Source organism: Variovorax boronicumulans (genome assembly GCF_019352895.1).
Lineage (GTDB): Bacteria > Pseudomonadota > Gammaproteobacteria > Burkholderiales > Burkholderiaceae_C > Variovorax > Variovorax boronicumulans_A.
On sequence record NZ_JAAAFX010000015.1, the window covers coordinates 31,783 to 51,997 of the forward strand.

16 protein-coding genes are annotated in these 20,215 nt (G+C 67.0%); 9 read left to right on the forward strand and 7 right to left on the reverse strand.

What is annotated here, in order from left to right; genetic code table 11:
* Positions 1-99: 99 nt before the first annotated feature.
* Entirely contained in the window at positions 100-4,110 is a 4,011-nt protein-coding gene (purL, locus tag K0H49_RS29740) for a phosphoribosylformylglycinamidine synthase (RefSeq protein ID WP_219220504.1), read from the forward strand.
* 75 nt (positions 4,111-4,185) lie between these two features.
* Entirely contained in the window at positions 4,186-5,088 is a 903-nt protein-coding gene (ygiD, locus tag K0H49_RS29745; RefSeq protein ID WP_219220506.1) for a 4,5-DOPA dioxygenase extradiol, read from the forward strand.
* A gap of 9 nt (positions 5,089-5,097) precedes the next feature.
* Here the strand turns inward: ygiD and K0H49_RS29750 are convergent, their stop codons facing one another.
* The 7 genes from K0H49_RS29750 to K0H49_RS29780 form a co-directional block, all read right to left on the reverse strand.
* A complete protein-coding gene (locus K0H49_RS29750) occupies positions 5,098-5,550 on the reverse strand; it encodes a hypothetical protein (protein ID WP_219220509.1) in 453 nt (150 codons plus the stop codon).
* A 68-nt stretch (positions 5,551-5,618) separates the two neighbouring features.
* Positions 5,619-6,404 carry a foldase protein PrsA gene (locus tag K0H49_RS29755; RefSeq protein ID WP_219220511.1) on the reverse strand — a complete coding sequence of 262 codons (786 nt, stop codon included), beginning with the start codon at positions 6,402-6,404 and terminating at the stop codon, positions 5,619-5,621.
* 108 nt (positions 6,405-6,512) lie between these two features.
* Positions 6,513-6,776: a BolA family protein gene (locus tag K0H49_RS29760; protein ID WP_183029330.1), complete on the reverse strand. Its 264-nt coding sequence runs from the start codon at positions 6,774-6,776 to the stop codon at positions 6,513-6,515.
* A complete protein-coding gene (locus tag K0H49_RS29765; RefSeq protein ID WP_219220513.1) occupies positions 6,773-7,315 on the reverse strand; it encodes a septation protein A in 543 nt (180 codons plus the stop codon). The genes K0H49_RS29760 and K0H49_RS29765 overlap by 4 nt, the downstream gene beginning before the upstream one ends.
* Before the next feature lie 16 nt (positions 7,316-7,331).
* On the reverse strand, positions 7,332-7,760 hold the full coding sequence (gene msrB, locus K0H49_RS29770; protein ID WP_219220515.1) for a peptide-methionine (R)-S-oxide reductase MsrB: 429 nt from the start codon (positions 7,758-7,760) through the stop codon (positions 7,332-7,334).
* Complete coding sequence (locus tag K0H49_RS29775; protein ID WP_219220516.1) at positions 7,757-9,238, reverse strand: protein adenylyltransferase SelO; 1,482 nt, start codon at positions 9,236-9,238, stop codon at positions 7,757-7,759. The genes msrB and K0H49_RS29775 overlap by 4 nt, the downstream gene beginning before the upstream one ends.
* A 64-nt stretch (positions 9,239-9,302) precedes the next feature.
* Positions 9,303-10,397, reverse strand: a complete 1,095-nt coding sequence (locus K0H49_RS29780; RefSeq protein WP_219220518.1) for an AraC family transcriptional regulator — start codon at positions 10,395-10,397, stop codon at positions 9,303-9,305.
* A gap of 134 nt (positions 10,398-10,531) precedes the next feature.
* Between K0H49_RS29780 and K0H49_RS29785 the strand changes: the two genes are divergently transcribed.
* The 7 genes from K0H49_RS29785 (at position 10,532) to K0H49_RS29815 (ending at position 20,215) form a co-directional block, all read left to right on the forward strand.
* Positions 10,532-12,340, forward strand: a complete 1,809-nt coding sequence (locus tag K0H49_RS29785) for a carboxylesterase/lipase family protein (protein ID WP_219220520.1) — start codon at positions 10,532-10,534, stop codon at positions 12,338-12,340.
* A gap of 104 nt (positions 12,341-12,444) precedes the next feature.
* Positions 12,445-14,088: a 3-(methylthio)propionyl-CoA ligase gene (locus K0H49_RS29790; RefSeq protein ID WP_219220522.1), complete on the forward strand. Its 1,644-nt coding sequence runs from the start codon at positions 12,445-12,447 to the stop codon at positions 14,086-14,088.
* Positions 14,089-14,219: 131 nt separating this feature from the next.
* The gene (locus tag K0H49_RS29795) at positions 14,220-15,452 is read left to right on the forward strand and encodes a branched-chain amino acid ABC transporter substrate-binding protein (protein WP_219220525.1); all 1,233 of its coding nucleotides are present in this window, start codon (positions 14,220-14,222) and stop codon (positions 15,450-15,452) included.
* 170 nt (positions 15,453-15,622) lie between these two features.
* Positions 15,623-16,855, forward strand: a complete 1,233-nt coding sequence (locus K0H49_RS29800; RefSeq protein ID WP_219220526.1) for a branched-chain amino acid ABC transporter substrate-binding protein — start codon at positions 15,623-15,625, stop codon at positions 16,853-16,855.
* Between the two features lie 74 nt (positions 16,856-16,929).
* A complete protein-coding gene (locus K0H49_RS29805; RefSeq protein WP_219220528.1) occupies positions 16,930-17,883 on the forward strand; it encodes a branched-chain amino acid ABC transporter permease in 954 nt (317 codons plus the stop codon).
* 236 nt (positions 17,884-18,119) lie between these two features.
* On the forward strand, positions 18,120-19,439 hold the full coding sequence (locus tag K0H49_RS29810; RefSeq protein WP_219220530.1) for a branched-chain amino acid ABC transporter permease: 1,320 nt from the start codon (positions 18,120-18,122) through the stop codon (positions 19,437-19,439).
* Positions 19,436-20,215 carry an ABC transporter ATP-binding protein gene (locus K0H49_RS29815; RefSeq protein WP_219220532.1) on the forward strand — a complete coding sequence of 260 codons (780 nt, stop codon included), beginning with the start codon at positions 19,436-19,438 and terminating at the stop codon, positions 20,213-20,215. The genes K0H49_RS29810 and K0H49_RS29815 overlap by 4 nt, the downstream gene beginning before the upstream one ends.

A 20,215-nucleotide genomic window follows, 5' to 3' on the forward strand; every position in this document is an offset into this window, starting at 1 on the left:
GGGTTTCCACCGACGGCCCCAGTCAGCGGCTCTCCGGTGCGCTTTTCGTTCTTTCTTCTTTCACAACCAGCCCAGCCGGCCCCGCCAGCCCATCCGACCGTGACGCAGCCTTCCCACACCGCCCAACCCGTCGTGACCGTGTTCGAGGGCGGCAGCGCACTCAGCGACTTCCGCGCGCGCCAGCTGCTGCCCCGGCTGCAGGCCATCGAACCGAAGATCGAGGCCCTCGCGGCCCGCTTCGTCCACCTGGTCGTGACCGATGCCGCGCCCGATACCGCCGCGCGCGAGCGCTTCGCGGCCCTGCTGAGCTATGGCGAGCCCTTCGCGGCGCCCAGGAGCGCGACCGAACTGGTCGTCACGCCGCGCCTCGGCACCGTGTCGCCCTGGGCGTCCAAGGCCACCGACATCGCCCACAACTGCGGCCTGGCGCTGCGCCGCGTCGAGCGCGTCGTGCAGTACCACCTGAGCCTGAAGTCGCCGCTGATCGGCAAGGCCCCGGTGCTCGAAGGCGAGAAGCTGCTGGCGGTGGCCGGCCTGCTGCACGACCGCATGACCGAATCGGTGCTGCCCGCGCTCGACGGCGCCGCCGCGCTGTTCGCCGAGCTCGATGCGCAGCCGATGGTGCAGGTCGACGTGCTGGGCGGCGGTCGCGCGGCCCTGGTCTCGGCCAACACCACTTTCGGCCTGGCGCTGGCCGAGGACGAGATCGACTACCTGGTCGAGGCCTTCACCAGGCTCGGGCGCAACCCCAGCGACGTCGAGCTCATGATGTTCGCCCAAGCCAACAGCGAGCATTGCCGCCACAAGATCTTCAACGCCGACTTCGTGATCGACGGCCAGCAGCAACCGATCAGCCTGTTCGGCATGATCCGCCACACCGAGAAGCAGAACCCCCAGCACACCGTGGTGGCCTACGCCGACAACGCGTCGATCATGGAAGGCCAGCAGATCGAGCGCTTCGTGGCCCGCACCGACGCGAACGGCGCGCGCTACGACAAGGAAAGCGCGCTGAGCCACGTGCTGATGAAGGTCGAGACGCACAACCACCCGACCGCCATCTCGCCCTTCCCCGGTGCCTCGACCGGCGCCGGCGGCGAGATCCGCGACGAGGGCGCGACCGGCCGCGGCTCCAAGCCCAAGGCCGGCCTGACCGGCTTCACCGTGTCCAAGCTCTGGCCGGAAGAGGGTCACTACGGCAAGCCCGCCCACATCGCGAGCCCGCTGCAGATCATGACCGAGGGTCCGCTGGGCGGCGCCGCCTTCAACAACGAATTCGGCCGGCCCAACCTGCTGGGCTACTTCCGCGAGTACGAGCAGGCGATTGAAAGCGATGCCGACACCGTGCAGCGCGGCTACCACAAGCCCATCATGATCGCGGGCGGCCTCGGCAGCATCGACGCCACGCAGACGAAGAAGATCCTGTTCCCCGCGGGCTCGCTGCTGATCCAGCTGGGCGGCCCCGGCATGCGCATCGGCATGGGCGGCAGCGCCGCCAGCTCGATGGCCACCGGCGCCAACGCGGCCGAGCTCGACTTCGACTCGGTGCAGCGCGGCAACCCCGAGATCGAGCGCCGTGCGCAGGAGGTCATCAACCACTGCTGGCAGCAGGGCGCGGCCAACCCGATCCTGGCGATCCACGACGTGGGTGCGGGCGGCCTGAGCAACGCCTTCCCCGAACTCACCAACGACGCCGGCCGCGGCGCGCGCTTCGACCTGCGCGCGGTGCCGCTGGAAGAGTCGGGCATGGCGCCCAAGGAAATCTGGTGCAACGAGAGCCAGGAGCGCTACGTGCTGGCCATCGCGCCCGAGTCGCTCGAACAGTTCAAGGCCTTCTGCGATCGGGAGCGCTGCCCGTTCTCGGTGGTGGGCGTGGCGACGGAGGCGCGCCAGCTGCTGGTGGCGGACGAGGGCGCAGGCGCCCAGCCCGTCGACATGCCGATGGACGTCCTTTTGGGCAAGCCGCCCAAGATGCTGCGCGACGTGAAGACCGTCGCGCGCAAGTTCAAGCCGCTCGACCTGACCGGCGTGTCGCTGCAGAAGGCCGCGATCGACGTGCTCTCGCACCCGACCGTGGCCTCGAAGCGCTTCCTGATCACCATCGGCGACCGCACCGTCGGCGGCCTCAGCCACCGCGACCAGATGGTCGGCCCGTGGCAGGTGCCGGTGGCCGATTGCGCGGTCACGCTGGCCGACTACAGCGGCTTCGGGGGCGAGGCCATGAGCATGGGCGAGCGCACGCCGCTGGCCGCGCTCGACGCGCCGGCCTCGGGCCGCATGGCGGTGGCCGAGGCCATCACCAACCTGCTGGCCGCGCCGATCGAGCTCTCGCGCGTCAAGCTCTCGGCCAACTGGATGGCGGCCTGCGGCGAAGCCGGCGAGGACGCCGCGCTCTACGAGACCGTGAAGGCGGTCGGCCTCGAGCTGTGTCCGGCACTGGGCATCTCGATCCCGGTGGGCAAGGATTCGCTGTCGATGCGCACGCAGTGGTCGGACGGCGCCGAGAAGAAGAAGGTCAGCTCGCCGGTGAGCCTGATCGTCACCGCCTTCGCCACGCTGGCCGATGTGCGGGGCACGCTCACGCCGCAACTCGACCGCGACGAGGCCGACACCACGCTGGTGCTGATCGACCTGGGCCGCGGCCGGCACCGCATGGCGGGCAGCATCCTGGCGCAGACCCTGGGCCAGAGCGGCGACACCGTGCCCGACCTCGACCATCCCGAAGACCTCGTGAACCTGGTCAAGGCGGTGAACCTGCTGCGCGCCGAGGGCAAGATCCTCGCGCTGCACGACCGCAGCGACGGCGGCCTGTTCGCGGCCACCTGCGAGATGGCCTTTGCGGGCCAGGTCGGCGTGGCGCTCAACGTCGACATGCTGGTCACCGAAGGCGACGGCATCTCCGACAGCCGCATGGAAACCGGCGACGCCAAGAACTGGGCCCAGCAGGTCAGCGCGCGGCGCGAGGAACTCACGCTCAAGGCCCTGTTCAGCGAAGAGCTGGGCATGGTGCTGCAGGTGCGCACGGCCGAGCGCAACGAAGTCATGCAACTGCTGCGCGCCCACGGGCTGAGCGCCCACAGCCATTTCGTCGGCAAGACCCGGCCGGCCAGCTCGCCGCTCGAGGTCGGCAAGGGCAAGATCGAAGTCTGGCGCGATGCCAAGTCGGTGTTCAGCGCGACGCTGCACGACCTGCACCAGGTCTGGGACTCGGTGAGCTGGAAGATCGCGCGCGAGCGCGACAACCCGGCCTGCGCCGATGCCGAGCACGCCGCCGCGGGCGAGCCCTCGAACCCGGGCCTGCACGTGTTCCTGCCGAACGCACAACCGGCCGCGCCGGCCATCCTGCAGTCGCGTCCCAAGGTCGCGATCCTGCGCGAGCAGGGCGTCAACTCGCATGTCGAGATGGCCTATGCCTTCACCGAGGCCGGTTTCGAGGCCTTCGACGTGCACATGACCGACCTGCAGACCGGCCGTGCCGACCTGGCCGATTTCAAGGGCGTGGTCGCCTGCGGCGGCTTCAGCTACGGCGACACGCTGGGCGCGGGCATCGGCTGGGCACGCAGCATCACCTTCAACCCCAAGCTCTCGGAACAGTTCCAGGCCTTCTTCGGCCGTGCCGACACCTTCGGCCTGGGCGTGTGCAACGGCTGCCAGATGTTCGCCGAGCTGGCCGACATCATCCCGGGTGCCGAAGCCTGGCCGCGCTTCACCACCAACCAGAGCGAGCGCTTCGAGGCGCGGCTGGCGATGGTCGAGGTGCTGGAGTCGCCCAGCATCTTCTTCGGCGGCCTCGCCGGCAGCCGCCTGCCGATCGCGGTGGCGCACGGCGAGGGCTATGCCAACTTCAAGCACCGCGGCGACGCGACGAAGGCCATCGCGGCCATGCGCTACGTCGACAACCACGGCCAGCCGACCGAGCAGTACCCGTTCAACCCGAACGGCAGCGCGGGCGGCCTGACCTCGGTCACGACCGCGGACGGCCGCTTCACTGCCGTCATGCCCCATCCGGAGCGCGTGTTCCGCAACATCCAGATGAGCTGGACCTCGGAAGACAAGAGCGGTTGGAGCCCGTGGATGCAGATCTGGCGCAATGCGCGCAAGTGGGTGGGCTGACCCCACGCCAGGCTGCCATCGATTCGTGTGCGCTGGCGCACTGCGCATGCCCCCGGCGGCCTCGATGATCACCCGATGCTGAATCGCCGTGACTTCGTGGGGGCCCTGGGTGCCGTTCTTCCGCTGGCCGACGCGCTGTCGGCCGAGCCTTTCCTTGCATTGAAGCCATCGCCGCGCATGCCGGTGCTGTTCGTCGGCCATGGCAGTCCGATGAATGCGATCGGCGACAACGCCTACCGGCGCAGCTGGCAGGCGCTGGGCGCGGAGTTCGGCCGCAGGTATCCGACGCCACAACTGATCCTGTGCGTGTCGGCCCACTGGCTCACGCAGGGCGGCTGGTTCCTCACCGCGATGGCGAAGCCCAAGACGATCCACGACTTCGGCGGCTTCCCGCAGGAAGTGTTCGACCAGCAGTTTCCCGCCCCCGGCTCACCTGCCGCTGCCGCGGAGATCGCGCAGTTCGTGCGCCAGCCGGTCGGCGGCACGGCCCTGGGGCTCGATCGCGAGGAGTGGGGCTTCGACCACGGCACCTGGTCGGTGCTCAAGCCGATGTTCCCGCAGGCGCAGATTCCGGTGGTGCAGCTGAGCATGGACTACAGCCGCACGCCGGCCGAGCACGCGATGATGGGCCGGCAACTCAAGGCCTTGCGCGAGCGCGGCGTGCTGATCGTGGGCAGCGGCAACCTGGTGCACAACCTGCGCGTGACGCGCCGCGGCACCGCGCCGGACCAGGCCTACGACTGGGCCCATGCCTTCGATCGCATCGTGACCGAGCAACTGGAGAAGGGCGATCTGGCGTCGCTGCCGCGCTTCCAGTCGCTGGGCGCCGTGGCGCAGCAGGCGCACCCGACGCACGAGCACTACCTGCCGCTGCTCTATGCAGCCGGAGCGGTCGATGCGGGCAAGGAAGCGCCACGCTTCTTCAACGCCGACTTCCAGTCGGCGTCCATCTCGATGCGTTCCGTCGTCTGGGGCTGAACGCGGCGCTCAGCAATAGCGCTGCAGCAGCGGCCGCGCCATGCGCGGGTCGGTGGCCTGCTTCGGGTCCCACGACCACATCGACAGCGTGCCCATGATCGCGGTGCGCTCGACGCCACCGTTCTGCGCGTAGAGCCGGCTCTGCACGTTCTGGGCGCGGCGGCCGCGGCAGTCGATGGCCACCAGGTAGGCCAGCGAGCGGTAGCTGCCCAGCAGGCCGGCCTCGCGTTCCTTCTCCATGTCGACCAGCACCAGCACGGCCGGGTAGGCGCGGTCGTCGTCGGTGTTGTGGTTCTGGACTTCCACCAGCCCGCGGCGATCGACATAGATGCCCCGCACCTCGCGGCCGAACTGCATGCCTTCGAGCGCTTGCCAGCGCTCCGGTGCGGGCTGGGCGCCGACGGAAACGTTCAGCAGCGCCCAAAGCGCCACGCCGGCCAGGCGGGAAATGGAAATTCTCATGGGGCCTCGCGGATCGAAAAAAAGAAAAGGCGGCACGAGGCCGCCTTTTACACGAGCTCAGCCGTCGATCACTCGATCTTTGCCTTGGCGCGCAGCTCTTCTTGATACTTCTGCAGGCGTTGCTGCTGCAGCTGCTGCGTGATCTGCGGTTTGACTTCGTCGATCTTCGGCAACTCGGCCTGGCGGATGTCGTCGACGCGGATGATGTGGTAGCCGAACTGCGACTTGATCGGGGCCGGCGTGGTCTCGCCCTTGCCCAGCTTGATCATGGCTTCCGAGAATTCGGGCACGAAGCTCGCGGGGTTGGCCCAGTCGAGGTCGCCACCGTTGGCACCCGATCCCGGATCCTTGCTCTGCTTCTTGGCGATGTCCTCGAACTTCGCGCCCTTCTTCAGGTCGGCGATGATCTTCTTGGCTTCGTCTTCGGTCTCCACCAGGATGTGGCGCGCCTTGTATTCCTTGCCGCCGTTGGCCGCCACGAACTTGTCGTATTCGGCCTGCACGTCGGCATCGGTCACCGGATGGGTCTTGCGGTAGTTGTCGAACAGGGCGCGGATCAGGATGGCCTGGCGGGCGAGTTCGAGCTGGCTCTTGTAGTCGTCGCTGGCGTCCAGGCTCTGCTTCTGGGCTTCCTGCATGAACACTTCGCGGGCGATGACTTCCTCGCGCAGCTGCGGTTCCATTTCCGGCGTCACGGGACGGCCCGCGGCAGCCAACTGCTGGGCCAGCACTTCCATGCGGGCCTTGGGCACGGCTTTGCCGTTGACGATCGCCACGTTTTGCGCAAACGCGCCAACGGAAGCTGCGCTCAGCACGAGGGCTGCTGCCAGGGTCTTCAGGGTAGGTTGTTTCATGGAATGGTCCTTAGGACTCGCAGGGTGAGATCGCGCAAAGCGCAGTGGTGAAAGGGGGTGTCTCGTGCCGCCGTAGGAGAGGGCGGTCCGCGAAGGAAATCGTGCGGCTCAGAGCGTTTCGATGGCGATGGCGTGAACGCCCTCGGCGATGAAAAAGTGCAGCGCATCATACACAAGCCGATGCCGCGCCACGCGGGGCTTTCCGGCGAATTCGGGGCTGGCGATGCGGACCCTGAAATGGGTCCCGTAGCCCTCGGCGCCGGCGCCCGCATGGCCCGCATGCGCGGCGCTTTCGTCGATCACTTCGAGGGTGGTGGGCTGCAGCTTCTCGCGCAGCACCGCGTCCAGCTGGGCGGCGGTGTAGAGCGTCATGCGGCGGGCGTGTCTTCGGATTTCAGGTGGGGTGCGATGTAGAGCCCCTGCGCGATCAGGAACACGATCGGGAAGGCGTAGCCCCAGAGCTTGAAGTTGACCCAGGCCTCGGTGCTGAAGTACAGCGCGACGTAGCCGTTGATGACCGCCATGAACAGGCAGTAGCCGATCCAGGCGATGTTGAGGTGGGTCCAGATGCGTTGCGGCAGTTGCAGCTGTGCGCCCAGCATGGCCTGCAGGAAGTTCTTGCGGAAGCCCCACAGCGCCACGGCCAGCGCGATCGCCATCGCGCCGTACAGCACGGTCGGCTTCCACTTGATGAAGCGGTCGTCGTGCAGCACCAGCGTCAGCGTGCCGAACAGCAGGATCAACACCAGCGTCGCCTTCTGCATGGTCTGCAGCTTGCGCTCGATGGCATAGGTGATGACCATCTGCAGCACGGTGGCGCCCATCAGCACCGCGGTCGCGACATAGATGTCGGCCAGCTTGTAGGCGCCGAAGAACAGCAGGATGGGGAAGAAGTCGAGGATCAGTTTCATGCGGAGCGGGGAGGCGTCAGTCCTTGCGGGGTTCGAAATCCAGCGACGCCGAATTCATGCAGTAGCGTAACCCGGTCGGCGTGGGGCCATCCGGAAACACATGGCCGAGGTGGGCGCCGCACTGGGTGCAGACATTCTCGGTGCGCGTCATGCCGTGCGAGCGGTCGACGATGTTGGTGATGGCGCCGGGCACGGCTTCTTCGGAGAAGCTGGGCCAGCCGCAGCCGGCGTCGAACTTGGTCGCGGCCTCGAACAGCTTGGCGCCGCAGCACACGCAGTGGTAGGTGCCGTCGTCCCAGTGGGCTTCGTACTTGCCGGTGAAGGGGCGCTCGGTCGCGGCATGGCGCGTGACCTCGAAGGCGCCTTTCTCGGCGCCTTTCTCGGCCAGCAGCGCCTTCCATTCGGCATCGGTCTTCTGGATCTTGGGGGTGGAAGGGGAGGTCATGAGGAGCAGCTGATTTCGATCGTGGAGGCCCAGTCGGGCGGGAATCCGGCATAGGCGTCGTGGCCGGCGTGTTCTTCAAATGGGGTTTCGAGCAGTTTCAGCAAGGTGGCGACCCCCGAGAAGTCCTTGGCCGCGGCCAATTCGATCGCCTGCTGGCCCAGGTGGTTCCGCAGCACGAATTTGGGATTGGCGGCGTGCATGGTCGTGGCGGCTGCCGCCGAGGGCAGGCCCGCGTGCCGTTGCGTGAAGGTGGCGAGCCAGGCGTCGATGCCCGCCGGGTCGACGAACAGGTCGCGCACCGGCTGCAGGTCGCCCGTGGCCATGGCGTCGGACAGGCGGCGCCAGAAGATCGTCCAGTCCGTCCGCTCGGCGGCCAGCACCCGCAGCACGCCGTCGACCAGTGGCCGGTCGGCTTCGCCGGCATCGGAAAGGCCCAGCTTGGCGCCCATGCGGGCGTCGAACTCGCGCGGGAAGACCGTCTTGTACGACTCGAGCGCGGCGATCGCCAGTTCCTGGTCGCCGATCAGCGGCAGCAGCGCCTGGGCCAGGCAGAACAGGTTCCAGTAGGCCACGTTGGGCTGCTGGTTGAAGGCGTAGCGGCCTTGCGTGTCGCTGTGGTTGCAGATGTGGGCCGGGTCGAAGCCGTCGAGGAACTGGAACGGGCCGTAGTCGATGGTGAGCCCGAGGATGCTCATGTTGTCGGTGTTCATCACGCCGTGGCAGAAGCCCACCGCCTGCCAGCGGGCCAGCAGCGCGGCCGTGCGTTCGCTCACGGCCTCGAGGAAGGCTGCGTAGGCGTTGCCGCCGAAGCGCTCGGTGTGGCGGCAGGCCGGGTAATGGCGGTCGATCACGTGGTCGGCCAGCGCGCGCAGCTCGTCGATGCGCTCGGCGGCCGCGAAATGCTCGAAGTGGCCGAAGCGGATGAAGCTGGGTGCGACCCGCGCTACGACGGCAGCGGTCTCCAACGCTTCACGGCGCACGGGTTGGTCGGAGCCGGTCACGCTGAGCGCGCGGGTGGTCGGGATGCCCAGGCCGTGCATGGCTTCGCTGCAGAGGAATTCGCGGATGCTCGAGCGCAGCACGGCGCGGCCGTCGCCGCCGCGCGAGTAGGGCGTGCGGCCCGCGCCCTTGAGCTGCACCTCGAGTCCGCCCTCGGCCTCGCCGATCGCGATCGCGCGGCCGTCGCCCAGCTGGCCGGCCCAGACACCGAACTGGTGGCCGCTGTAGACCGTGGCGTAGGGCTGGGTGCCGGCGATCGGCAGGCTGCCGGTCAGGGCCGCGAGGGTGCGCTCCGACTGTCGCCATTCGGCGGGCAGGCCGAGTTCGCGCGCCACCGCGTCGCTGTGGCCGACCCAGTAGGGCGCGGGCAGGGGGGTGGGGCGCAGGGCGGTGAAAAAGGCGGGACCCAGGGTGGTGAAGCCGGGTTTCCAGCGCAATCCCAGGTCGGCAACCTCGAGGTCTTCGGCAAGCAGGCTCATGACCGGATTGTCCGGCAGAGCGCGAAACCCCTGGCCGAGCGGGCCATCCCCGGCCCTGGGACGGTCAATGGCTCAGCGACGGCGTGTGCCAGATCCGTGCCCGGTACTGCGCGGGCGGCAGGCCGAACCAGCGCTTGCAGGCGCGGAAGAAGTTGCTGCTGTCGACGAAGCCCAGCAGGTCGGCCACGTCGGTCAGCGTGTGGCGGTCTTCGGCCAGGTACTGCTGTGCCAGCTCGCGGCGCGTGCGGTCGAGCAGCGACTGGTAGGACACCGATTCCTCCTGCAGCCGGCGCTGCAGCGTGCGCTCGGCCAGCCCGAGGCCGGCGGCCACGTCCTGGCGGCGCGGCTCGCCCTGCTGCAGGCGGCGCGCGATCTCGGCGCACACCAGGGTGCTGGTGGTGGTCTGGCCCAGCAGGTTCAACTGGTCGTCCAGCAGGTGTTCCTGCATCTGGCCCAGCGCCGGGTGGTGGGTGGGCAGCGGCATGGTCATGTCGGCTTCCGACAGCAGCATGCGGTTGGCGACCGCGTTGAAGCCCACGTCGCAGCCGAAGGCCTCGCGGTGCAGCCGGTCGCTGGCCGGGGTCGGGTAGACGAACTCCATGGCCAGCGGCTGCAGTTCGCGCCGCGTGAGCCACTGGCATTGCATCAGCGTGGTCAGCAGCGCGTACTCGACGCGCTGGCGCGGGATCGGCAGGCTGCCGCCGTTGTGCGACATCACCAGCCAGCAGCCGCGCGTGTCGGACTGCAGCGAGAAGGCGGTCGCATCCGAGATCACCGCCATGTAGCGCGTCAGCCGCACCAGCGCGGCGCCCAGGTCGGGGCTGCAGGCCATCGCATGGCCGACCGTGCCCAGCTTGCTGTGCGTGGCGGCCAGGTCGCGGTGCAGGCCCAGCGTGGTCTTGCCGGCGCGCGCCAGCGCGAGCTGCCAGAGCACGGTGATCTCGTCGACCGGGATGCGGGCGTTCTGGCGCAGCAGCGAGTCGGGTTCGAAGCCGGCATCGCGCAGCAGCGACGGCACGTCGAGCCCCTCGGCCTCGAACATCGACAGCACGCCTTCGAGCCAGGCGGCGGAGCTGGTGCGAAGTTCCGGCTGTTGCGCGCAACCGGGTCGGCGCAGCGGCCGACGCGGATGGCGAGAGATTTGGGCTCCTGAAGTCATTGCTTTGGCTCGCTTGCGATAGCGGGGAAAACGGCGACCGTTCCTAGAATTTTGACGGGTTCGATGGCTTCGCAGTATGGGTCACCGGACACCAATCCAGAAATTCCGATTAACCCGGTGTGGATACAACAAGAATGAACGAGACAAAAAAGACAGCGGTGGGCGCACGCGCGCTCGCTTCGACATTGGCGGCAACCGCCTGCCTGGTCCTCGCGGCCTGCGGCGGTTCCGGTGGCTCGTCCCAGGCGGCACCGACGCCGCCACCCACCACCCCGACCCCCACGCCGCCGGCCGCCGACGGGCCGATGGTGCGCCAGACCACGGCCGGCAAGATCGAGGGCGTGGACGACAGCGCGCGCACCGGCACCTGGTCCTGGAAGGGCGTTCCCTTCGCCAAGCCGCCGGTCGGCGCCCTGCGCTGGCGCGCACCGGTCGAGCCCGAGGCCTGGAGCGGCATCCGCCCCGCGGCGACCTTCGGCAACGCCTGCCTGCAGCTCGGGCGCCTGTTCGGCCCAGGCGAGAACAACACCTACGACGCCACCATCGGCACCACGCTGGGCCAGCCGGTGGGCAGCGAGGACTGCCTGTATGTCAACGTCTGGCGCCCGGCCACCACCGACGCGAAGCTGCCGGTGCTGCTGTTCGTCCACGGCGGCAGCAACATCTCGGGCTACACGGCCGACCCGCTGTACGACGGCGCGGCCCTGGCCAAGGCCGCCAACGCGGTGGTGATCACCACCAACTACCGGCTCGGCCTGCTGGGCTTCCTGAACGTGCCGCAGCTGCGCACCGGCGGGACGGCGGGCGACGACTCGGGCAACTTCGCGCTGCTCGACATCCTGGCGGCCCTGCGCTACATCCAGGCCAACGCCGCGGCCTTCGGCGGCGATGCGGGCAACGTCACGCTGTCGGGCGAATCGGCCGGCGCCACCAACCTGCTGGCGCTGATGACCTCGCCGATGGCCAAGGGGCTGTTCCACAAGGTCTTCGAGATGAGCGGCGGGATCTCGCTGGCGAGCAACCTGCCAACCGGCACGCTGCCGACGCTGACGCCGGCCTCGACGAAGCAGGGCGAAACCCTGCTCGAGAGGTTGCTGGTCGCCGACGGCACGGCAGTGGATGTCGCGGCCGCGCGCACCTACCTGGCGACACGCACCCCCGCCCAGGTGGCCGACTACCTGCGCGCCCAGGAGGGCAAGGCGCTGCTGCGCGTGGTCCAGGCCGCGGGCCTGAACAGCGCGAATCCCATTCCCGACGGCACGGTGATCCCGACCGACCCGATCGGCGCCATCGCCGCCGGCAACTACATCCAGGTGCCGGCCCTGACCGGCAACACGCGCGACGAGGGCAAGCTGTTCGCGGGCCTGCTGGGTTCGCTCGGCATCCCGGGTTTCAAGGCAGGCTGGATCGTCGACGACGCCAAGCGCTTCAAGATGATGTACGACTACAACCCCGATGCGGCGCCCACGCTCACCGTGGAAGACATCATCGACCCTTCCTACCTGCCGGTAGACACGGTGGGAACGGGCTACAACGCGGCCACCGGCCTGATCACGCGCGGCCTGTTCGAGGCCAACCGCGACAACCTGCTGGGCGCGATGAAGCAGCACCAGTCGAACATCTGGCACTACCGCTTCGACTGGGCCCAGGCCCCGTCACCGTGGAACGATGTCTACGGCGCGGCCCATGCCTTCGACCTGGCCTTCGTGTTCGGCAACTTCGGCCCGGCGCTGCTCACCAACGCCGAGTTCAGCCAGGCCAACAAGCCCGGGCGGATCGCGTTGTCGAACGCGGTCATGGCCAGCGTCGGCGCCTTCATGCGCAACGGCGACCCGAACACGCCGGCGCTGGGCGCGAACTGGGCGCCCTGGCCGGCGCAATTGCGGCTCGACGCCACGCTGTCGGACGCGAAGATCACGCCCGTGGCCGCCGCGCCGAATTGAGCGTGCCGTCCAGTGCGGGTTTGTGTCATTGTGGAAGCTTCAAAAGCTTGCGTGAATCTGCGGTCGGTAAGCTTTTCAAAGTTATTTCACACAGGAGTTTGTAGATGCTGGGTTTGATGCAAGACCAACCGTTGTTGATTTCGTCCCTGATCGAATTCGCCGAACGTCACCACGGCGACGGCGAAATCGTGTCGCGGCGGGTCGAAGGCGACATTCACCGCTACACCTGGGCCGACGTGGCCCGGCGTTCGCGCCAGGTGGCCAGTGCGCTGGACGGCGAGAACCTGCTGTTCAGCGACCGTATCGCCACGCTGGCGTGGAACGGCTACCGTCACCTGGAGCTCTACTACGGGGTCTCGGGTTCGGGCCGCGTGCTGCACACCATCAATCCGCGCCTCCACCCCGAGCAGATCGCCTGGATCGCCAACCATGCCGAAGACCAGATCCTGTGCTTCGACCTGAGCTTCCTGCCGCTGGTGCAGGCCGTGCATGCCAAGTGCGCCACGGTCAAGAAGTGGATCGCGCTGTGCGACGCCGACAAGCTGCCGGCCGACAGCGGCATCCCCGGACTGGTCAGCTACGAGGCCTGGATCGGCGACCAGCCCACCGACTACGCCTGGCCCAGCTTCGACGAGAACTCGGCCTCCAGCATGTGCTACACCAGCGGCACCACGGGCAACCCCAAGGCCGCGCTCTACAGCCATCGCTCGACCATCCTGCACGCCTACGCGGCCGCTCTGCCCGACGTCATGGGCCTGTCTGCACGTGATTCGGTGCTGCCGGTGGTGCCGATGTTCCACGTCAACGCCTGGGGCATCCCGTACTCGGCCGCGCTGACCGGTGCCAAGGTGGTCTTCCCCGGCCCGGCGCTCGACGGCAAGTCGGTCTACGAACTGATCGAGGCCGAGAAGGTGACCTACGCCGCCGGCGTGCCCACCGTCTGGCAGATGCTGCTCACGCACATGAAGCCGGCCGGCCTGCGTTTCACGACGCTCAAGCGCACGGTGATCGGCGGCTCGGCCTGCCCGCCGGCCATGATCCATGCCTTCCAGCAGGACTATGGCGTCGAGGTGCTGCACGCCTGGGGCATGACCGAGATGAGCCCGCTGGGCACGCTGTGCACGCTCAAGAACAAGCACCTGTCGATGTCGGCCGATGCGCAGGATGCGATCCGCCTCAAGCAGGGCCGGGCGATCTTCGGCGTCGACATGAAGATCGTCGACGGCGACGGCAAGGAACTGCCCTGGGACGGCAAGGCCTACGGCGACCTGCTGGTCAAGGGACCGTGGATCGTCAAGGAATACTTCAAGGCCGAGGGCGGCAACCCGCTGGTGCCCGACGCGCAGGGCCGCGGCTGGTTCCCCACGGGCGACGTGGCGACCATCGACGCCGACGGCTTCCTGCAGATCACCGACCGCAGCAAGGACGTGATCAAGTCCGGCGGCGAGTGGATCAGCTCGATCGACATCGAGAACATCGCGGTCGCGCATCCGGCGATCGCCATGGCGGCCTGCATCGGCGTGTTCCATCCCAAGTGGGACGAGCGCCCGGTGGTGGCAGTGGTCAAGCGCCCGGGCGCCGAGGTCACGCGCGAGGAACTGCTCAAGTTCTACGAAGGCAAGACCGCCAAGTGGCAGATCCCCGACGACGTGATCTTCGTCGAGGCGATCCCGATCGGTGCCACTGGCAAGATCCTCAAGACCAAGCTGCGCGAGCAGCTCAAGGGCTACAAGCTGCCCGGGCTCTGAAACCCTGTCGGCGCGGCTTTCCTACCGAAGGGTAGGTCGACCGTGCCGATGGCCTTCCGCGCGGGCCGTGGCCTGAACCCCTGGCCCGCGATTCTTTTCCGTTCTATTTCATCGCAGGAGACAAAACAGTCATGAAGTTCCCGTTGCAGGCCGTCGCAGCCGTCGTTCTCGTATCCGCCGCCGCAGGCGCATTCGCCCAAAAGGGCGAGACGGTCAAGATTGCCTGGCTCGACCCGCTGTCCGGCCTGATGGCCGCCGTGGGCACCAACCAGCTCAAGACCACGCAGTACTTCGCCGAAGAGTTCAACAGGAAGAACCTCTCGGGTGTGAAGTTCGAGATCGTCGCCATCGACAACAAGCTGAGCCCGCAGGAAACCACCAGCGCGCTGCGCTCGGCCATGGACCAGGGCGCCCGCTACGTGATGCAGGGCAACGGTTCGGGTCCGGCGCTGGCGATCATGGATGCGATCGAGAAGAACAACGCGCGCAATCCGGGCAAGGAAATGCTCTACATGAACTACGCGGCGGTCGATCCCGACCTGACCAACGCCAAGTGCAGCTACTGGCACTTCCGCGTGGACGCCGACACCTCGATGAAGATGGAAGCCCTGACCACCTTCATGAAGGACCAGACCGACATCAAGAAGGTCTACCTGATCAACCAGAACTACGCGCACGGCCAGCAGGTTGCGAAGTACGCCAAGGAAAACCTCAAGGTCAAGCGGCCCGATGTGCAGATCGTCGGCGACGACCTGCATCCGCTGGCCCAGGTGCGCGACTTCGCGCCCTACATTGCCAAGATCAAGCAGTCGGGCGCCGACACCGTGATCACCGGCAACTGGGGCTCCGACCTGTCGCTGCTGATCAAGGCCGCCAATGACGCGGGCCTGAGCAACGTCAAGTTCTACACCTACTACGCCTACGGCGCGGGTGCGCCGACGGCCATGGGCGCGGCCTCCGAGGGCAAGGTCTACACCGTCAGCTACGCCCACTACAACATGGGTGGCGACATGCAGAAGAGCATCGACGGCTACAAGAAGAAGCTCAACGACGACATGGTCCAGACCTCGATCCACCATGTGTTCGCGCTGCTCGACAACGCCTTCGCGCAGACCAAGTCGACCGACCCGGTCAAGGTCGCGGCGGCGCTGGAAGGCATGAAGCTCAAGAGCTTCAACGGCGAGATCGAGATGCGCAAGTCCGACCACCAGCTGCAGCAGGGCCTCTACATCACGCGCTGGGAGAAGAAGAGCGCGAAGTACCCCTACGATGCCGAGAACACCGGCTACACGCTGGCGCCGGTCAAGTACTACGAGTCCTACGTAGCCAGCACGCCGACCTCGTGCCAGATGAAGCGTCCCTGAGATGGTGCACGGCGAAGTTCTACCGCGCGGTAGGATTTTTCCGTGCCGCCTGTCGCGTGGGCGATAGAAACGCTCTCTCCGAGGCGGCCGTTACGGGCATTCCCTGACGGTCCGACCTGCAAAGGCTTGTAATCTCGCTCGCACTCAGACCAACGACCCAGGAGACAACCATGCAATTTCCAGTCAAGTTTCTCGCCGCCTCCCTGATTGCCGCCAGCGCCGCCGGCGCCTGGGCCCAGCAGGGCGAAACCGTGAAGATCGCATGGCTCGATCCGCTGTCGGGCCTGATGGCCTCGGTCGGGACCAACCAGCTCAAGACCTTCCAGTTCCTGGCCGAGGAGTTCAACAAGAAGAACGTGGCCGGCGTGAAGTTCGAGATCATCGGCATCGACAACAAGCTGAGCCCCCAGGAAACCACCAGCGCGCTGCGCTCGGCCATGGACCAGGGCGCCCGCTACGTGGTGCAGGGCAACGGCTCGGGCCCGGCGCTGGCGATCATGGACGCGCTCGAGAAGCACAACGCGCGCAACCCCGGCAAGGAAGTGCTGTACGTCAACTACGCCGCGGTCGACCCCGACCTGACCAACAGCAAGTGCAGCTACTGGCACTTCCGGCTCGACGCCGACACCTCGATGAAGATGGAAGCCCTGACCACCTTCATGAAGGACCAGGCCGACATCAAGAAGGTCTACCTGATCAACCAGAACTACGCGCACGGCCAGCAGGTCTCGAAGTACGCCAAGGAAAACCTCAAGGCCAAGCGGCCCGATGTGCAGATCGTCGGCGACGACCTGCATCCGCTGGCCCAGGTGCGCGACTTCGCGCCCTACATCGCCAAGATCAAGCAGTCGGGCGCCGACTCGGTGATCACCGGCAACTGGGGCTCCGACCTGGCGCTGCTGATCAAGGCCTCGAACGACGCCGGCCTGAACGTCAAGTTCTACACCTACTACGCCGTGACCACCGGCACGCCGACCGCCATGGGCGCGGCCTCCGACGGCAAGGTCTACCAGGTGGGCTACAGCCACTACAACGCGCCCGGCCCGATGGTGCCGCTGATGGCCGAGTTCAAGAAGAAGTTCAACGACGACCTGTACACGGCCGACGTGTACACCGTCTACGCCATGCTGAGCGAGGCCTTTGTGCGCGTGAAGTCGACCGAGCCGGCCAAGGTGGCGGCGGTGCTCGAAGGCATGAAGTTCAAGAGCTTCAACGGCGACGTCGAGATGCGCAAGGCCGACCACCAGCTGCAGCAGGGCTTGTTCATCACGCGCTGGCAGAAGACCGATGCCAAGAACCCCTACAGCCCGGAGAACACCGGCTACACGCTGGCACCGGTCAAGTACTACGAGGCCTATGTATCGAGCACGCCCACCAGCTGCGAGATGAAGCGGCCCTCCTGACGCGCACCCGCGCCTGAGTGTCGAGGCCCGACTTCACAACTCGGGCCTTTTTCTTTTCACCACCGTACGGAACGATGAACGTCGAATTCTTTGTCATCTCCCTGCTCAACGGCGTCAGCTACGGGCTGCTGCTGTTCATGCTGAGCTCGGGCCTCACGCTCATCTTCAGCATGATGGGCGTGCTCAACTTTGCGCACACCAGCTTCTACATGCTCGGTGCCTACCTGGCTTACACGATCTCGGGCCTGGTCGGCTTCTGGCCGGCCCTGATCCTCGCGCCCCTGGTCGTGTTCGCGCTGGGCGCCGCCTTCGAGCGCTACAGCCTGCGCCGGGTCCACAAGTACGGCCATGTGCCGGAGCTGCTGGTGACCTTCGGCCTCTCGTACCTGATCCTCGAGGTGGTGCAGCTGCTGTGGGGCCGCTCGACGGTGCCCTACGGCCTGCCGACCCAGTTGCAGGGTCCGCTGTTCACGCTCTACGGCACGCAGTTCCCCAAGTCGCGTTCCTTCATCATGCTGGTCGCCATGCTGATGCTGGTGTCGGTGTGGCTGCTGCTCACGCGCACCCGCATCGGGCTGGTGATCCAGGCCGCGCTCAAGAACCCGGAAATGGTCGAGGCGCTGGGCCACAACGTGCCGCGCGTGTTCATGCTGGTGTTCGGCGGCGGTGCGGCGCTGGCCGGGCTGGCCGGCGTGATCGGTGGCAACACCTACGTCACCGAGCCGGCGATGGCCGCCTCGGTGGGCTCGATCATCTTCGTGGTGGTGGTGGTCGGCGGCATGGGCTCGCTGGCCGGCGCCTTCCTGGCGTCGCTGCTGATCGGCATCGTCCAGACCTTCGCCGTGGCCATGGACTATTCGGTCGCCACCGGGCTCCAGGGCCTGGGCGTGGCCGTGACCGAGCAGACCTTCGGCTACGAGCTGATGAAGCTCACCATCTCGCAGGTCGCCCCGATCCTGCCGTACCTGTTCCTCGTGCTGATCCTGATTTTCCGCCCTAAAGGCCTGCTCGGCACCCGCGAAGATTGAGATGAAGAACCACCCCCGAAGCGCCTGCGGCGCCTCCCCCTCGAGGGGGCGATACCAGCGGCCCGACAAAGCCGGTTCCGCGGTATCCCTGGACCACCCCCGATGCGCCTGCGGCGCTTCCCCCTCAAGGGGGCGATACCAGCGGCCCGGCAAAGCCGGTTCCGCGGTATCCCTGGCCTCGAGATCTGCCGGTTTCATGTGTCGTGTGTCACGCAATGGCGTGCTGGAAAACTGAGATGAATTCAATTGCATCCGCGTCGGCGCCCGTGCGCTACCACCGCTTCAAGCCCTGGAACCTCGGCCGCATCCTGGTGTGGTCGCTGTTCGCCATCGCGCTGATCGTCGCGCCGATGCTGTTCCGCAGCAGCCTGGCGCTGACCATGCTCTCGCAGATCGGCTACCTGATCATCATCTGCCTGAGCTACAACATGCTGCTGGGGCAGGGCGGCATGCTGAGCTTCGGCCATGCGGTCTACACCGGCCTGGGCTCCTTCATCGCCATCCACACCATGAACCTGGCGGCCAAGGGCAGCATCCCGGTGCCGCTGGTGCTGATCCCGCTGGTCGGCGGGCTGGGCGGCATGTTCTTCGCGATCCTGTTTGGCTACGTCACGACCAAGAAGTCGGGCACCACCTTCGCGATGATCACGCTGGGCCTGGGCGAACTGGTGGCCTCGATGGCGCTGATGTTCCCCACCTTCTTCGGTGGCGAGGGCGGCATCACCACCAACCGGGTCTACGGCACGCCTCTCTTCGGCCTGGACTTCGGCTCGCAGACGCAGGTGTACTACCTGATCGCGGTCTACTGCTTCATCTGCACCGCGCTGATGTTCGCCTTCACCGGCACGCCGCTGGGCCGGATCCTGAACGCGGTGCGCGACAACCCCGAGCGCGTCGAGTTCATCGGCTACAACACGCAGCGCGTGCGCTACACGGCCTTCATCATCGCGGGATTCTTCGCCGGCATCGGCGGCGGGCTGGCCTCGATCAACTTCGAGATCGTCAACGCCGCCGACAGCCTCAACGGCCTGCGCTCGGGCGGCTACCTGCTGTTCACCTTCCTGGGCGGCGCGACCTTCTTCTTCGGGCCGATCATCGGCGCGGTGCTGCTGGTGTTTGCCTCGATCCTGCTGTCCGAGCTCAGCAAGGCCTGGCTGCTGTACCTGGGCCTGATCTTCCTGTTCATGGTGATGTTCGCGCCGGGCGGCGTGGCCAGCCTGATCATGATGAACCTGCGGGTGGCCAAGTTCGGCCTCTTCAAGCCCTTCTGGAAGCTCTACGCCGGGCTGTTCGCGACCGGTGCCGTGCTGGTCGCCGGCGTGGCCAGCGTGGTCGAGATGATCTATCACATGCAGCTCAACGCGGCCCTGGGCCCGACGGTGCGCTTCTTCGGTTTCACGCTCGACACCTCGAGTGCGACGACCTGGGCGGTCTCGATCGGCCTGATGGTGGTCGGCGGGGTGTTGATGGAAATCGTGCGTCGCCGCTTCGTGCGCGAATGGGGCGCGGCACAGGAAGTGATCGAGCGCGAGATCAAGCGCGGGGAGACGGCATGAGCGCCACATTGAACTACGCGCTGGAACTCAAGGACCTGCGCAAGAACTTCGGCAAGACCGAGATCATCCGCGGCGCCAACCTGGCGGTGAAGGCCGGCGAGCGCGTCGCGATCATCGGGCCCAACGGCGCGGGCAAGTCCACGCTGTTCAACCTCATCAGCGGCCGGCTCACGCCGACCAGCGGCGACGTGCTGCTCAACGGCCAGCGGGTCAACGGCATGCGGCCCTATGAGATCAACCGCATGGGGCTGTCGCGCAGCTTCCAGATCACCAACATCTTCCCCAAGCTCAGCGTCTTCGAGAACCTGCGCTGCGGCGTGCTGTGGAGCCTGGGCTACCGCTACACCTTCCTGCGTTTCCTGTCGAAGCTCGACGACGCCAACGAGCGCACCGAGCAGCTGATGCGCCAGGTGGGCCTGGACCGCAAGCGCGACGTGCTGGCGGTGAACCTCACCTACGCCGAGCAACGCGCGCTTGAGATCGGCGTGACCATCGCCGGCGGCGCCAGCGTGATCCTGCTGGACGAACCGACGGCCGGCATGAGCACGACCGAGACCGCGCACTTCATCGCGCTCATCAAGGAGGTGACCGTGGGTCGCACGCTGTTGACGGTGGAACACGACATGGGTGTGGTGTTCGGCCTGGCCGACCGGATCGCGGTGGTGGTCTATGGCGAGGTGATCGCCTTCGACACGCCGGCCGCGGTGCGTGCCAACGCGAGAGTGCAGGAGGCCTATCTGGGCTCCTCGGTCGCCGACGCGCAGGGAGGCCACTGA

Coding starts and splice junctions, on each gene's coding strand:
- ygiD (WP_219220506.1), top strand. CDS start 4,186: ATGCTGAATCGCCGTGACTTCGTGGGGGCCCTGGGTGCCGTTCTTCCG.
- K0H49_RS29750 (WP_219220509.1), bottom strand. CDS start 5,550: ATGAGAATTTCCATTTCCCGCCTGGCCGGCGTGGCGCTTTGGGCGCTG.
- K0H49_RS29755 (WP_219220511.1), bottom strand. CDS start 6,404: ATGAAACAACCTACCCTGAAGACCCTGGCAGCAGCCCTCGTGCTGAGC.
- K0H49_RS29760 (WP_183029330.1), bottom strand. CDS start 6,776: ATGACGCTCTACACCGCCGCCCAGCTGGACGCGGTGCTGCGCGAGAAG.
- K0H49_RS29765 (WP_219220513.1), bottom strand. CDS start 7,315: ATGAAACTGATCCTCGACTTCTTCCCCATCCTGCTGTTCTTCGGCGCC.
- msrB (WP_219220515.1), bottom strand. CDS start 7,760: ATGACCTCCCCTTCCACCCCCAAGATCCAGAAGACCGATGCCGAATGG.
- K0H49_RS29775 (WP_219220516.1), bottom strand. CDS start 9,238: ATGAGCCTGCTTGCCGAAGACCTCGAGGTTGCCGACCTGGGATTGCGC.
- K0H49_RS29780 (WP_219220518.1), bottom strand. CDS start 10,397: ATGACTTCAGGAGCCCAAATCTCTCGCCATCCGCGTCGGCCGCTGCGC.
- K0H49_RS29785 (WP_219220520.1), top strand. CDS start 10,532: ATGAACGAGACAAAAAAGACAGCGGTGGGCGCACGCGCGCTCGCTTCG.
- K0H49_RS29790 (WP_219220522.1), top strand. CDS start 12,445: ATGCTGGGTTTGATGCAAGACCAACCGTTGTTGATTTCGTCCCTGATC.
- K0H49_RS29795 (WP_219220525.1), top strand. CDS start 14,220: ATGAAGTTCCCGTTGCAGGCCGTCGCAGCCGTCGTTCTCGTATCCGCC.
- K0H49_RS29800 (WP_219220526.1), top strand. CDS start 15,623: ATGCAATTTCCAGTCAAGTTTCTCGCCGCCTCCCTGATTGCCGCCAGC.
- K0H49_RS29805 (WP_219220528.1), top strand. CDS start 16,930: ATGAACGTCGAATTCTTTGTCATCTCCCTGCTCAACGGCGTCAGCTAC.
- K0H49_RS29810 (WP_219220530.1), top strand. CDS start 18,120: ATGAATTCAATTGCATCCGCGTCGGCGCCCGTGCGCTACCACCGCTTC.
- K0H49_RS29815 (WP_219220532.1), top strand. CDS start 19,436: ATGAGCGCCACATTGAACTACGCGCTGGAACTCAAGGACCTGCGCAAG.